Raw genomic sequence first — 14358 nt, forward strand, 5'->3', positions numbered from 1 at the left:
GTACACCATAACATGCTGAAAAGGTTACGTGGCTTGTTTTCCAGCGATCTCTCGATTGATCTTGGAACAGCCAACACATTGGTCTATGTCCGCGAAAAGGGCATAGTGTTAAATGAACCCTCTGTGGTTGCTATCCGCAATCTCGGTACTCAGAAAAGCGTAGTGGCTGTTGGTGCCGATGCCAAGCGGATGCTGGGGCGAACCCCCGGCAACATTACCGCTATTCGTCCAATGAAGGATGGCGTGATAGCGGACTTTGATGTCTGCGAGCGTATGCTCCAGCACTTTATTAACAAAGTGCATGAGAACAGTTTTATTCAGCCCAGCCCTCGTGTGTTGGTCTGCGTGCCCTGCAAATCAACCAAAGTTGAAAAGCGGGCGATCCGTGAATCGGTACTGGGCGCGGGTGCCCGGGAAGTGTATTTGATCGAAGAGCCCATGGCGGCCGCCATTGGTGCCGGACTTCCGGTTGAAGAAGCCAGTGGCTCCATGGTTGTGGATATCGGTGGTGGTACTACGGAGATTGCCATTATCTCCCTTAGCGGTGTCGTCTACTCTGAATCTGTGCGCATTGGCGGTGACCGTTTTGATGACGCGATTGTGACGTATGTCCGCCGCAACTACGGCAGCCTGATTGGTGATGCTACTGCTGAGCGTATCAAACAGGAAATTGCCATTGCCTACCCCAGTGATGAACTGCTGGAAATTGATGTGCGCGGGCGAAACCTGGCGGAAGGTATTCCCCGGAGCTTTACCCTGAACAGTGGCGAAATTCTGGAAGCGCTGCAGGAATCGCTGACGGCGATTGTTCAGGCAGTGAAAAGTGCCCTGGAACAATCACCGCCGGAATTGGCTTCGGATATTGCCGAGCGTGGCCTGGTTCTGACCGGTGGTGGTGCATTGCTGCGGGATCTGGATAAACTGATCAGTGAAGAAACCGGCCTGCCGGTTCTGGTCGCTGAAGATCCGCTCACCTGTGTGGCCCGTGGCGGCGGCAGGGCCATCGAGATGATGGATAAGCACCGTATGGACCTGTTATCCACAGATTAACGGCTCTGTTAATCAAGCACCTGTTGGAAAATGATCAGCAATATTTCTTCCCGAGGTATTGCTGATTTGCTATTTTGGTCTGCCACCGCAGTAGGGTAGTCTATTCTCGGACAGCCTCCTAGACGGACGCTTAAGTCCGACAGGCTCCTGGGCAAAGTTAGCAGTCCTCTTCAGGTGATCAGTGTTTTTTCGGTAATCGCGGCTTTTCCGGGAAGTGTTGAACTCATCACCTTAAATAGCTGATCACTGAAAATTGTCAGCCAGACATGGGTGTCGATAGGACGGTGCTTCAGGTTTTTGATATGGCCTTTTCAAGGCAATTAATTTGAGGCCTGGTAATACCAATTCCGCCTTCTAAAGATTGAGCAAGTCATTTTGGACAGCTGGGCAAGGCGGAATGACGAGTAATAGCAGGGCTATTGCGAGGAATTCCAACGAAGATCCAGCTGTTCAAAATGGCTGCGCAGTTCATATTTAGAAGGTGGAATTGGTATAAGGAGCAGGTTATTAAACCGATTTTCAGTCAACGCCAGTCTCTGGTCACGCGCTTTGTTTTGCTGATCATCCTGTCATTGGCGATTTTGTATTTTGATCATAGCTATCGCGCCCTGTCACAGGTTCGCCAGTGGCTGACTGTTGCTGCTACGCCTGTCCTGTTTCTTGCTGATCTGCCCGGGCGTATCTGGGGAACCGCTTCACAGGTGGTGATGTCGCACAACGACTTGCTTCAGGAAAACGCCCGTCTCAAGGCACGAAACCTGATTCTTGAACAGAAGGTTCAGAAGCTTGCCTCATTAACAGCCCAGAATATCCGCCTGCGGGAGTTGCTGAACTCTTCTGAACTGGTGGATGAGCAGGTATTGGTTGCCGAGGTGGTTGGTGTTGACCCTGATCCTTTCCGGCACCGGGTGATCATTAACAAGGGAGCCATTGACAAGGTCTACGAAGGGCAGGCCATTCTCGATGCTCATGGCGTGATGGGGCAGGTCATTGAGGTCAGCCCGGTCAGCAGTCGGGTGTTGATGCTGACCGATGTGGCGGCCCGCATTCCTGTACAAAATCACCGAACCAAATATCGAGCTATTGCTACGGGGACCGGTCGTACGGATCGCCTTGAATTGCAGCATATCCCGGTTACTGAAGATTTTCAGGAGGGTGATCTCCTGACCAGTTCGGGGCTGGGCGGCATCTATCCCGAGGGGTACCCGGTGGGGGTGGTTACCCGGGTTATCCATAATTCCGGCGATGCCTTTGCCTCTATTGAAGTTAAGCCTCTTGCTGAAGTGAATAGAAGCCGGGTTGTGCTTCTGGTTTTTCGGGAAGTCTCTGGCCTGATTGAGCCGATCAATGCTGCCCAGACAGGTGTTTCAAAGACCAAGGCAGAGAAGAAAACAGATGAGGTGCGGCGATAATGGTTCAGCAGGCTAATGCCCACTGGGTGGTGTGGATGACCCTGCTGGTAGGGGCAATGTTCAGTATTATGCCATTGCCTGAATGGTTATCACTGGTTCGTCCGGCATGGGTTCCGCTGGTGGTTATCTACTGGGTTCTGGCATTGCCGGAGCGGTTTGGTTTGCTGTTTGCCTTTATTACTGGTTTGCTGCTGGATGTGTTTCAGGGAAGTCTGTTTGGGTTGAACTCCCTGGGGATGACCATGATTGCTTTTATTGTGCTCAGCCTGCATCGGCGGCTCAGGTTATTTCCTGTCTGGCAACAGGCCTTCATGGTGTTCCTGATGGTAGGTTTTTATCAACTGCTGCTACTGTGGGTTCGCAGTGCTGCAGGGAATACGATTCCCTCTGTCTGGTATTTGCTGCCTTCATTATCCAGCGCGCTTATCTGGCCCTGGGTTATGTCCGGACTGCGTTTTTTGAGGCGCTATTTCCGGGTGGTCTAGGAGGCTACTTCATTGGCCTCCTGGAAAACCCACACTGCCTTTTTACCGAGGTCTTCATTTGCGAAGGTATCTTTCAGCAAGGTTATCAACAAGACGCTTCCAATCTTTTGGCAACTGGTGTGCATTGGCATCGAATTGAATAAGAGCTGCTTGCTTGATATGTGCCTTCAATATTGTTTTCTCGTCTTCAGCTGTCAGCTGATTTTTAACGGGCAGACGGTCATAGCGAAAAATCTTGCTTGAGAAATCAATTGGGAATGCACGAACCTCATAATCAGCAGGACCTCCTGAGTGGAATTTAGCGCCTTTTCCCACAAGAATCATATTGAAGGCGTCACCCGGGTTGTAAACTCCATTATCAATAAGGTTTCTAATATCCTTAACCAGTGGAGTTAAAGCCGCATCCCAGTTTTCAAGTATGGACGACTTCTGGCCTTCTGATAACACTTTCTTATCGTTTAGATGATTAAAAATCATAAGACTGGTTTTGCTGATCACTTCAAAAGCATTTTCTTTGGCGTATTCGCTAAATGATGGCGCGATATGGGTTGCTATTGAGTATTTGATACCCTGAAACTCCCAACGAATAACAGCGGGTTCGATGTCAAGGGTTGGAATACCTGATTTTTTCAGGTAACTGTGCATCATTAACTCATCATAGAATTGGTGTGGGGCCGCATTCATTGCCAGTGCCTGGCCATCACCAGTATCATAGAATGTCTTTGATGCACCAGCTCCCAGACTCTTCTTGAGTTTTACTGTTTTAACGGCATCCTGAGTAATCAACTCAATGGGAATACCGCCATCTCTTGCCTTCTCCAATTGACTGTAGGCTGCTTTTGGAATTTCCTCAGGATGATGTGAAACGTTAACTGCCAGAAAACGATTGTATCTTTCCATCGCATCTCTGACATCGTCATCAATGATGTATCTTTGCCATTGTACTTTGGCTCCGGGAATAACTTGAAGGTTTGAAGTCAGGGTTTTTGAACCACCCTCTGCCATTCGTTTTTGAGCCGTACTTTTAAATCTGCTCTTTGGTATGGGGTTTTGAGCTGTAGTTTGTTGCCTTCTCTCTGGTATTGGGGATTGAGCTGTAGTTTGTGGCCCGCTCTTTGGTGTCGGGTTTTGAGCTGTAGTCTGTGGCCCGCTCTTTGGTGTCGGGTTTTGAGCTGTAGTTGGTGACCCGCTCTTTGGTATCGGGTTTTGAGTTGTTGTTTGTGACTCGCTCTTTGGTGTCGCGCTCTTTGGTGTCGGGTTTTGGGCTGTAGTTTGTTGCCCGCTCTCTGGCATCGGGTTTTGAGCTGTAGTTTGTGACCTTCTCTCTGGTATCGGGGATTGAGCTGTAGTTTGTGGTCTGCTAACTGGCAGCTGGTTTTCAGTCATAGTTTGAGGTTTGGTAACTTTTCGGTCATACAGGCTCTTGACTGCGTAAACAAGATCAACCGCCAGTGACGGAATAAATGCTACTACAGACACCACAGCGGCAACAGCACGCCCAAAAAAGCGAGATGTTTTACTGGCAACAGCCTCAGAAATTTTGTCAAACCAGCTTGCGCAGGTCCATTTGCGCTTTACTGTGGTCTGATCGGTATTGAGTGCCGGATTGCCAATAAGCGGGTCTGACATAGAAACCTCCTATGTTTCTTTAAATCATGTAGTTGTTAATGATGATTTTGGGATATAATTGATTATCAATTGGTTCAGACCACTATACAGTGAATAAGTTTCAATTCTTTTAAGATTAAGTAAGATCCATCTTGCTTACCAATGGCTGCATCGTGCTGAGCTGTTACAACAAATTGATGTTTTCAGCCAGAAAATGGCCTTTAATAAAAGCCCTTTCCCGGTGAGCCCCCCCGCTGGGAAAAGGCAAATGCAGGCAGAAAAACTGAACCGGGATTCTCCCGGGATAGAAATCTGTCGGTACTTTTTCACAGGAAGTTTCTTCGACGAAGGTATCTTTTGGCAAGGTCCTTAACAAGGCCTTTCCACTCTTTTGGCAAGGCGCATGCCGTGGCATCAAATTGAATGAAAACGACTTGCTCAATATAGGCCCTCAATGTTCTTTCCTCCTCTTTCGCTTTAAGCCGCTTTTTAACGGGGAGCTGATCGTACTGCTCGACTTTGCTTGAGAAATCAAATGGAAATGCACGCGCCTCAAAATCAGCTTGCCCCCCTGAGTGGAATTTGTTGCCTTTTCCCACAAGAATGGCATTGCATGCATCACCCAGAGTGGAAATGCCATTATCAATCAGGGTTCTAATATCATTCACCAGTGGGTTCAAAACCTCATCCCAGTTCTCAAGTGTGAATGCATCCTGGCCTGCTGGTAACACTTTCTTACCGTTCAGTTGACCGGCAAGCTTATCACAGTCCTTGTGGTCCAATACGAAAGCATTTTGTTTTGGGTATTCGCTGAATGATGGTGCGATGTAGGTTGCTTTTGTGTATGTGGTGCCCTCAAATTCCCAACGAATAACCGCAGGTTTGATTTCATTAGTAGGGATACCTAATTTTTCCAGGTATCGAAGCATCATTAACTCATCATAGAATTGGTATGGGGCCCTGATCATTGCCAGTGCCTGGCCATCGCCGATATCGTAGAAAGTCTTGGATCCACCACCTCCCAGCTCTTCATTGAGTTTTACGGTTTTGACACCATCTTCAGTAATCAACTCAATGGGCATACTACCTTTAGCTGCCTCATTTAATTGTTGATCTGCTGCTTTCGGAATCTCATTTGGATGATGAGTGAGGTTTTCTGCCAGAAAACGATCGTAACGTTCCATCGTAGCTTTAACATCGTCATCATGAATGTATCTTCGCCATTGTACTTTGGCTCCCGGAATAACCGGGAGATTTGGAGCAGGATCCTGGAGTTTGGTGATTTTTCTGTTATACAGGCTCTTGGCTGCATAAACAAGATCAACGCCCAGTGAAGGAATAAAAGTGACTACAGTTACCACAGCGGCAACAACTCGCCCAAAAAAGCGAGATGTTTTGCTGGCAACAGCGTCAGAAATTTTTTTAAACCAGCTTACGCAGGTCCATTCACTATTTTGCGCATTTTGGGAGGGATTGAGTGCTGGATTACCAATAATCGGATCTGACATAGAAACCTCCTGTGTTTCTCTTTAAACCATATAGTTGTAAAGTTGTAAGTAATTTTTGGAGTTATAGTAAATTGCCTAGAGATTTGACCGCTATTGAGTGAATAAGTTTCAATTTCACAGGAAGATTCATCGGCGAATATGTCTTTCGACAAGATCTTTAACAAGTTTTTTCCACTCTTTTGGCAAGCGCCATGCCTTGGGGTTAAATTGAACAAAAGCGGCTAACTCGAAATAATGTTGCAATATTTCTTCCTCCTCCCTGGCTGTAAGCCGCTTTTTAGGTGGAAGTTGATCCAGTTGAGTGGTTTCGTCTACAAATTCATAAGGAAATGCGCGAATCTCATATTCAGCAGGCCCCCCTGAGTGGAATTTATTGCCTTTTCCGACAACGATGGCTTTGTGGGTAGCCGCAATTCCGTAACAGGCACGTGTAGAAACACCATTATCAATCAGGGTTCTAACATCATTAACCAGTGGCTTTAAAACCTCATCCCAGTTCTCAGGAGTCTTTATATACTCGTCTTCGTCTTTGTCTTCGTCTACTGCTAACAATTTCTTACCATTCAGTAGTTCATTTTCCTCTGGAGTAGATCTTATATGTATTAAGAAAGCATTTTGTTTTGCGTATTCGCTAAATGATGTTGTGATGTAGGTTGCCATTGTGTATTTTTCGCCCTCGAATTCCCAACGAATAACGGCGGGTTTGATTTCAATGGTCGGAACACCTAATTTTTCCAGGTATCTATTCATCATTAATTCATCATAGAACTGGTGTGGGCGATTATTCATTGCCAGTGCCTGTCCATCGCCAATATCGTAGTAACGTCTGGATTCACCAGTCCTTAGCTCTTCCCCGAACTTAAATGTTGTAAAAGCATTTTGGTCTGGAGTAATCAACTCAATTGGAATATCACCATTCAGGGCCTCAACCAGTTGTCGGTGAGCGGCTTCCGGGATAGCCTCTGGATGATGTAAGACGTTCTTTGCCAGAAAACGGTTGTAATTTGCCATCGTAGTTTTGACATCGTTATCATGAATGTCTCTTATCCACTCTACCCTGGTTTGGAGATTGGTGACTTTCCTGTCATACAGGCTCTTGGCTGCATAAACAAGATCAACGCCCAGTGAAGGAATGAAGGCGGCTACAGATAGCACAGCGGCAACAACACGCCCAAAAAAGCGAGATGTTTTACTGGCAACAGCATCAGAAATTTTTTTAAACCAGCTTACGCAGGTCCATTCATTATTTTGCGCATTCTGGGGAAGATTGAGCGCTGGATTACCGGCAGTGGGGCCTGTCATAGAAACCTCCTGTGTTTCTTTATTAAGAGAATTGTTAAGTAGTTGATTCTTTGATACCCACACCGTTCGCACTGATTGAAGTGCGGTGCTCCCATCCTTTGGCTCCGCTCGGGATGAGTGGGGTGTGCGGGTATTAAAGCTTTGCTGTAGTTTTTGACCACTAACTAACGAATAAGTTCCAACTCTTTTATAATCCGTCTGCATTACGTTAGGCTTCAGGCATCTATCCCTCTAATCTGTGTTGTTCAAAAAAAGGTTGAATATGATCTATCTGGCTTCCCAATCCCCGCGTCGAGCTGAGCTGTTACAGCAAATCGGTGTTTCCTTTCATCAACTGGCCTGTGACATTGATGAAACCCCATTCCCCGGTGAGGCTCCAGCAGAGTACGTGCTGCGCATGGCCCGGGAAAAGGCAGCAGCAGGCTGGCAGGCATCAGTAACCCGGGATTCTGCCAACTTGCCTTTGCTGGCAGCAGATACAACGGTGGTCTGTAATGATCAAATTCTCGGCAAGCCTCAGAATTCAAACGATGCTCGTCGTATGTTGGGGATGCTGTCCGGCAAGACTCATCAGGTGATGACCGCAGTAGCGGTCACCGATGGCAGTCAGCTGCAAACTGAGTTGTCGGTTACGGATGTGGTGTTTAATGACCTGCCTGATTCGTTGATTGATGATTATATTGCCTCCGGGGAGCCGACCGATAAAGCAGGTGCCTACGGAATTCAGGGCTATGGTGCAGTTTTGGTAGCGAGTCTGTCTGGCAGCTATTCCGGTGTTGTCGGGTTGCCGCTTATGGAGACTGCACGACTTCTGTCAGATTTTAATGTGCCATTCTGGCAAACGTGCTGATCTGTAGTCTGTATCTTATTTCCAACTAAGGTGTCTCATTTTCTCTCCGTTTTTGCAGTTCAAAAAAGAGCGTGAATACGCTCTCACAACATCATGGAACGGTTTTTGGTATAAAGTTTGTCAGGAAGCAAAAACCGGATGCAAATTGCTGGTATGATCGACTGATCTACTTTGTTTCTACCAGTACGTCAGCTGTTCTCAAACAGCCTCTAAAGAAATGGTGGAAAGTGTATTGACCTGTGATGCCTGGGTTGAAACTCATCGGCAGTCAAAGAGGCACCACAGGTCAATGCATTAAAGGAATTGAGGGACTGGGATGAGCGAAGAAATTCTCATGAATATCACGCCCATGGAATCGCGGGTGGCTCTGGTTGAAAATGGGGTGCTGCAGGAGATCTATGTCGAGCGTGCCCGAAGTCGCGGTATTGTCGGCAATATTTATAAAGGGAAGGTGGTTCGTGTCCTGCCGGGAATGCAGGCCGCTTTTGTTGATATTGGCCTTGAACGGGCGGCGTTTATTCATGCCAGTGAAATTGCGCCCAGGCAGGACAGCCGCCACGAAAAAAACGGGGAAGAGACCCAGGAACGCCCGATTTATGAACTGGTGCATGAAGGCCAGTCGCTGGTGGTTCAGGTAACCAAAGATCCCCTGGGTACCAAAGGTGCCCGCCTGACTACCCATATCTCCATTCCGGCCCGCTATCTGGTGCACATGCCAAAAAACAACCACGTTGGGATCTCGCTGCGCATCGAAGATGTTGAGGAGCGGGAACGTCTGCGGCAATTGGTTGAGTCTTGCCTTGGCGGTGATGATGGTGCCGGTGGCTTTATTCTGAGAACGGCAGCAGAAGGCATTGGTGAAGATGAGGTGCGTGCGGATATTCTCTTTCTGCGCAGGCTGTGGGCCACCATCGAAGAGAATATCCGGGAGAGCAGGGCACCTGCCAATGTCTATGAAGACTTGCCGCTGCACTTGCGAACCATGCGCGACCTGGTCAATCCCAACATTGAAAAGATCCGTATTGATTCCCGGGAAACCTTTGAAAAGGTGTCCAAATTCGTCAAGAAGCTGGTGCCTGAGATTGACGGCCGGGTGGAATATTACCCCGGCGAACGCCCGATTTTTGATCTGTTTGGCGTTGAGGATGAGATCAACAAGGGGCTTAGCCGTAAAGTTCAGCTGAAGTCCGGTGGCTATCTGATTATTGATCAAACCGAAGCCATGACCACCATCGATGTCAACACCGGTGCCTTTGTTGGTCATCGTAATCTGGAAGAGACTATCTTTAAAACCAACCTTGAAGCGGCCGTTGCCATTGCCCGCCAGCTCCGTTTACGGAACCTGGGGGGGATCATCATTATCGACTTTATTGATATGGAAGATCCGGAGCATCAGCGGCAGGTTCAGCGTGCTTTTGAAAAGGCCATGGAGCATGACCATGCCAAGACCAATTTTACCGGCGTCAGTGAACTGGGCCTGGTGGAGATGACCCGCAAGCGAACCCGTGAGTCACTGGAAAATGTTCTGTGTGAATCCTGCCCAACCTGTGAGGGCCGTGGTACCTTGAAAACGGCAGAGACAGTATGCTACGAGATTTTCCGGGAAATTCTCCGGGCTGTCCGGGCCTATGATGGCGACAGTTATACGGTGCTGGCGGCTGAGACCGTGATAGACCGTCTGCTGGATGAAGAGTCCAATAATGTCGCCGATCTTGAAGAGTTTATCCAGAAGCCTATTCGTTTTCAGGTAGAGCCGATCTATACCCAGGAACAGTTTGATGTAGTTCTGGTGTAACGAACGCTGCCCGCTTCCTGCTGCCCGCTACCCCGCTTCTCAGGGGCGCGGTTAACGGGAAGCGGGTAGTGTTTTTTTAGTATTTGGTAATGGTTACTGGATTGATATTTTGTTGAGCGTCACTTTTGTTATACGGCTGGCTGATGGTCAGTTGTCCAATGGTTTGTCAGGGCGGGAACTCGGTTGTTGAAGCGGATGGTAAACAGCCTCAGGCGGAGTGCTCCGTTTATTCATGAGGCAGATGGTGAAAAAACACCATCTGGCAGTCTCCGTCTACTGAATAGTTTGATGAAATGGAGTTGGCGGCTACTACTGACAGGGTTAACCATTCTGGTCATTCTGGTGGGGTTTGGGCGACTAATGTTCAGTGCTTTACCGGTTCTGCTGCCTCAGCTTTCAGGTGTTCTCAGCGACCGTTTACAGGCTGACCTGCAAATTGAGTCCATGTCTGCGCAATGGAATGATGGCGAGCCATGGTTATCCATGCAAGGGTTGACGCTTAAGGGTAAAGAGGCAGATCAGGCCGGGTTCAGTATCTCGCAGCTGGCTTTGGAACTGAGCCTGAAGGAGTCACTGTTACACTGGACGCCGGTATTTTCATCCCTGGAAATCAATGGAGTCAATGTTGAGCTGGTCCGTGGCGATGGTGCCCAGTGGGCGCTATCCGGTATTCAACGGGTTGCCGGGTCATCATTACAGGCTCCTGAATATCAACAAAGTTCTGCACTGGAATGGCTTGCCCTGCAAAAGAAGGTGGATATTCGTGATATCCGCCTGAGTATGCGCAAAGCCAATGGTGAGGGCAGTGATATTCGTGGCCAGCATTTGACTGTTGTGACGGATGGTGACCAGAAAAATCTGTCGGTCCGTCTTGAGGCGGGTGCTGGTTATCTTGCCATCGATGGCTCTGGCATCGTCGGCCCTGGTCAGTTTTCCCGGTGGCAGGGAGTGGCTGTCGCCAGTGATCTTGATGTTGAGCAGCTCTGTGTCCTGTGGTCTGGTTGTTATGATGATGTGCTGTCAGCAGTGGTGCAGTTGGAGACCCGGTGGCTTTATGATGATGGGGCCTGGCAAGTACAGGGAGAGATCGCTTCTCCTGATGTAACGTACCGGGATAACGCTGGTGCGTTGAACCATCTTTCCGGGCAGACCCATGTATTTATGCAGGGCGTTTTGTCCCGGGAGCCGTTGTCAGAATCCAGCTGGCAGATCTGGCTGAATGGCCTCAATCTGGAAAACCGCCTGCATAACGGGACGGTTTATCAGTGGGAAAACAGCTGGTATCTGGCCGGTGGCCGAGCTGAAGAATATACGGTAACCGTAGCGACCGCAAACCTGGATCTGGATCTGCTGAAACGATGGTTACAGGATACCGATGCGCTTCCGGAACCGGTGGCTGATCTGGTGAATACCCTGAATCCCATTGGCCAGTTGCAGGATCTGGCCATCCGTTTTTACCCATCCCGTCAACCGTTTGATTTCGACTTAAGTGCCCGGCTTGACAATGTGTCGGTGGCTGCCTGGCGCGGCGCTCCTTCCGGGGGTAATGTCAGTGGTCAGTTAAGGATGAACCTGCTGCAGGGCTATCTTGACCTGGATACCCGGAACTTCCAGCTGGGCTTTCCCAAACTGTTCCGGGAGACCTGGACGTTTGCTACTGCCAAAGCTCGCCTTTACTGGGATGTTATTGATGACTTTTATATTTTGAAGTCGGATGATATCGCCCTGGTGGGGGCTGAAGGTGATCTGAAAGGCAAGCTCAGGCTTGATATCCCGCTGAAATGGCATGAAGGTGACACCCTGGATATGGCATTGACGGTGGGCATGAGCAATGGTGATGCCCGTTATACGGGCAAATACCTGCCAGCTTTGTTGCCCATGAACAGCGGTCTGGTGCACTGGCTGGATACCGCCATTCGCAAGGCGGATATCTCAGGGGGCGGGTTTATTTATAACGGTGCGCTGTCTGGTGGTAAGCGTGGAGATATCGGCCCCCAGGATTCTCGCTGGGGACTGTTTTTTGATCTCCAGAATGGCGAGCTGGACTACGCGCCGGACTGGCCAGTGATTACCGGCCTGGCCGGGCAGGTTAATGTTAACGATGACCGGGTGGAAGTACTGGGCCAGCAGGCTGAGTCAGCGGGTGGCCAACTGGATGATATAGTCGCGCGAGTGCCGCTGGACGGGACATCAATACTCAGGATCAGCAGTCAGCTGAATGCCAGTGGCGAGACTCTGCAGCACTTTCTTACCCGGACACCCATTAATGACTGGATGAAGGGTGCAGCAGAGCAATGGACGTTACAGGGGCAGCTGGATGCCGGACTTGATTTGACACTTCCCCTTAATGACCCGAGCCGTTCTGAAGTGGCTATCCGTGGTGCTGTGGAATCGTTTACCTTCGGGATTCCTGAGGTGGGGATTGCCGCAAAAGGCATTGCCGGTGATCTCTCCTACAGCACTGACCGGGGGCTTACTGCACGACAGTTATCTGGTCAACTGTTTGATCAGCCGGCTCAATTTCAGATACGTTCGATGGTACAGAATCAACAACCCGTTTCCACCGATATTGTCTGGTCAGGCAGAGCCTCAGTGTCATCACTTCAGGACTGGCTGAAGCTGGATTGGCTCAGTTTGCTGGAGGGAGAAACGGATTATCGCGCCAGCTTATCCCTGGGATTGGCGGACAATAACACTGAACTCAGGGTTGACAGCGAGCTGCTTGGTGTTGACGTTGAGCTGCCAGCCCCGGTGGGTAAGGTAGCGGATACACCGCTCCCCCTGTCGTTTTCTCTGACCAAAAAGGAAGGTCACCAGCTGCTGGGTGTGACGCTGGGGACACTGGGGCGGTTGGACATGAAAATGACTTCGGCGTTTTCCCCGGAGTCTGCCCTGGTTACTCTGGGGGGGAATGCTTCCCAGTCTATTACAGGCTCTGCTGTCTGGCCTTCAGGGAATCAATTTCTGGTGACCGGTGCTTTGCCGGAACTGGATCTCGGTCCCTGGAAGGCTCGCTTTGAAGGGCAGCCCGGTAGTCCTGTCGAGCAACAGTTGGTCTCACGCCTGGCCCTTGACAATGTTCACCTCGGATCACTGAAGTATGGGGATTATCTCTGGCCGGATATATCGGTTTCACTTCAGCAGGCGGTTCAGAATCAGAGGTCACAGTCTGACAGAAAAGGCATGCAACTGGCCGTTGATGGACAGACACTGAAAGGTGATTTATGGATTCCTGACCAGCAAACTGCACCGTGGTCTCTTTATATTGACCGTGTACATCTGCCAGAGCCTGCTGCTGAAACCGCTTCCGGGGATAGTCCTTTAGATTCCGGGGACAGCCTGGCGGACATCAATCCGGCAACGTTGCCCAATCTTGATGTGAACATCAGCCATATTCAGGTTGGCAGCCGAACACCAGCAAGCATCGGTTTTAAACTTCGTCATGGCCCCAACGGTGTCAAGATCGATCATATTACCGGTGAGCTGTCGGGTATGTCGCTGAATGGTCTGGCAGACTGGGTGCTGATGGACGGTGAACAGCGCAGCTGGGTTCAGGGAGAACTTAAGGGCACGGACATCACAGCATTGCAGAAAGCCCTGGGCTCTTCAGGTTTTCTTGAGGCCAGGGAAAGCCGTTTCGAAGCCAGCCTGAACTGGGATGGATCGCCTCTTGGAGGCTCGATTGCCACCATGAAAGGCCGGATCGATTTGCTGCTGAAGAAGGGGCGGCTGCGCAAAGTCGATAATGGCTCGTCGGAAGCACTTAAATTATTTGGTATTTTTAATACCGAAGCACTGACCAGAAGGATAAAGCTGGACTTTTCCGATCTCTACTCGTCCGGTATCAGTTTTGATCAAATCAAGGGCAGCCTGAACTTTAACCGGGGACTGATTACCTTCAATTCACCCATGGTGATCGAAGGGCCGTCTTCCGACTTCAAACTGGATGGCACTATCGATACCAACACCGAACAGCTGGATCTGAGCCTGGTGGTTACCCTGCCTGTGTCATCCAATCTGCCGATTCTCAGCGTACTGCTGGGCACTGCTCCCCAGGTAGCGGGCATTATTTACATTGCGGACAGACTGGTGGGCAAACAGGTGGACCAGCTGGCCAGCATCCGTTACCGGATTCATGGCTCCTTTGCTGACCCTAAAATGACCCTGGACAGGCTGTTCTCCAATAAGCCGAAAAAATAACCCGGCCGATAAGTAGTTAACCAAATGAAATCGTATTTTCTGACTAAGTGGACAGTCACTCTGCGGCGTTACAACTACGGTCACATAGCTACGGCTATGCTCCCTACGTTGTGCCTTGCATAGTAACTGCCCACTTAGCCAGAAAATA

Annotated in this window: 9 protein-coding genes; 6 read left to right on the forward strand and 3 right to left on the reverse strand. The window is 49.5% G+C overall.

Features of this window, described 5'->3' with window-relative positions; translation table 11 throughout:
* Window positions 1-12: 12 nt before the first annotated feature.
* The 3 genes from CX664_RS09610 (at window position 13) to mreD (ending at window position 2947) form a co-directional block, all read left to right on the forward strand.
* On the forward strand, window positions 13-1050 hold the full coding sequence (locus tag CX664_RS09610; RefSeq protein ID WP_020585121.1) for a rod shape-determining protein: 1038 nt from the start codon (window positions 13-15) through the stop codon (window positions 1048-1050).
* A gap of 455 nt (window positions 1051-1505) precedes the next feature.
* Window positions 1506-2462 carry a rod shape-determining protein MreC gene (mreC, locus tag CX664_RS09615; protein ID WP_101746524.1) on the forward strand — a complete coding sequence of 319 codons (957 nt, stop codon included), beginning with the start codon at window positions 1506-1508 and terminating at the stop codon, window positions 2460-2462.
* Window positions 2462-2947, forward strand: a complete 486-nt coding sequence (mreD, locus tag CX664_RS09620) for a rod shape-determining protein MreD (RefSeq protein ID WP_101746525.1) — start codon at window positions 2462-2464, stop codon at window positions 2945-2947. Before mreC ends, mreD begins: the two co-directional genes overlap by 1 nt.
* A 54-nt stretch (window positions 2948-3001) precedes the next feature.
* Here the strand turns inward: mreD and CX664_RS09625 are convergent, their stop codons facing one another.
* The 3 genes from CX664_RS09625 to CX664_RS09635 all read right to left on the reverse strand — a co-directional run bounded on the left by CX664_RS09625 (window position 3002) and on the right by CX664_RS09635 (window position 7365).
* A complete protein-coding gene (locus CX664_RS09625; protein WP_145999918.1) occupies window positions 3002-4426 on the reverse strand; it encodes a hypothetical protein in 1425 nt (474 codons plus the stop codon).
* A 455-nt stretch (window positions 4427-4881) separates the two neighbouring features.
* The gene (locus CX664_RS09630) at window positions 4882-6063 is read right to left on the reverse strand and encodes a hypothetical protein (RefSeq protein ID WP_101746527.1); all 1182 of its coding nucleotides are present in this window, start codon (window positions 6061-6063) and stop codon (window positions 4882-4884) included.
* A 126-nt stretch (window positions 6064-6189) separates the two neighbouring features.
* Window positions 6190-7365, reverse strand: coding sequence for a hypothetical protein (locus CX664_RS09635; protein WP_101746528.1), 1176 nt, complete (start codon window positions 7363-7365; stop codon window positions 6190-6192).
* A gap of 262 nt (window positions 7366-7627) precedes the next feature.
* Between CX664_RS09635 and CX664_RS09640 the strand changes: the two genes are divergently transcribed.
* The 3 genes from CX664_RS09640 to CX664_RS09650 all read left to right on the forward strand — a co-directional run bounded on the left by CX664_RS09640 (window position 7628) and on the right by CX664_RS09650 (window position 14210).
* Window positions 7628-8215 (forward strand): Maf family protein, encoded by a 588-nt coding sequence (locus tag CX664_RS09640; RefSeq protein ID WP_101746534.1) that lies wholly within the window; start codon window positions 7628-7630, stop codon window positions 8213-8215.
* A 316-nt stretch (window positions 8216-8531) separates the two neighbouring features.
* Window positions 8532-10010 carry a ribonuclease G gene (rng, locus tag CX664_RS09645; RefSeq protein WP_101746529.1) on the forward strand — a complete coding sequence of 493 codons (1479 nt, stop codon included), beginning with the start codon at window positions 8532-8534 and terminating at the stop codon, window positions 10008-10010.
* Window positions 10011-10298: 288 nt separating this feature from the next.
* A complete protein-coding gene (locus tag CX664_RS09650) occupies window positions 10299-14210 on the forward strand; it encodes a YhdP family protein (RefSeq protein WP_180966443.1) in 3912 nt (1303 codons plus the stop codon).
* Window positions 14211-14358 lie beyond the last annotated feature (148 nt).

This window comes from Endozoicomonas acroporae (assembly GCF_002864045.1).
Lineage (GTDB): Bacteria > Pseudomonadota > Gammaproteobacteria > Pseudomonadales > Endozoicomonadaceae > Endozoicomonas > Endozoicomonas acroporae.

What these genes read in the sequence shown, in the direction of transcription:
- CX664_RS09610 (WP_020585121.1), top strand. Translation starts at nt 13, where the DNA reads ATGCTGAAAAGGTTACGTGGCTTGTTTTCCAGCGATCTCTCGATTGAT.
- mreD (WP_101746525.1), top strand. Translation starts at nt 2,462, where the DNA reads ATGGTTCAGCAGGCTAATGCCCACTGGGTGGTGTGGATGACCCTGCTG.
- CX664_RS09635 (WP_101746528.1), bottom strand. Translation starts at nt 7,365, where the DNA reads ATGACAGGCCCCACTGCCGGTAATCCAGCGCTCAATCTTCCCCAGAAT.
- CX664_RS09650 (WP_180966443.1), top strand. Translation starts at nt 10,299, where the DNA reads ATGAAATGGAGTTGGCGGCTACTACTGACAGGGTTAACCATTCTGGTC.
- CX664_RS09640 (WP_101746534.1), top strand. Translation starts at nt 7,628, where the DNA reads ATGATCTATCTGGCTTCCCAATCCCCGCGTCGAGCTGAGCTGTTACAG.
- rng (WP_101746529.1), top strand. Translation starts at nt 8,532, where the DNA reads ATGAGCGAAGAAATTCTCATGAATATCACGCCCATGGAATCGCGGGTG.
- CX664_RS09630 (WP_101746527.1), bottom strand. Translation starts at nt 6,063, where the DNA reads ATGTCAGATCCGATTATTGGTAATCCAGCACTCAATCCCTCCCAAAAT.
- mreC (WP_101746524.1), top strand. Translation starts at nt 1,506, where the DNA reads ATGGCTGCGCAGTTCATATTTAGAAGGTGGAATTGGTATAAGGAGCAG.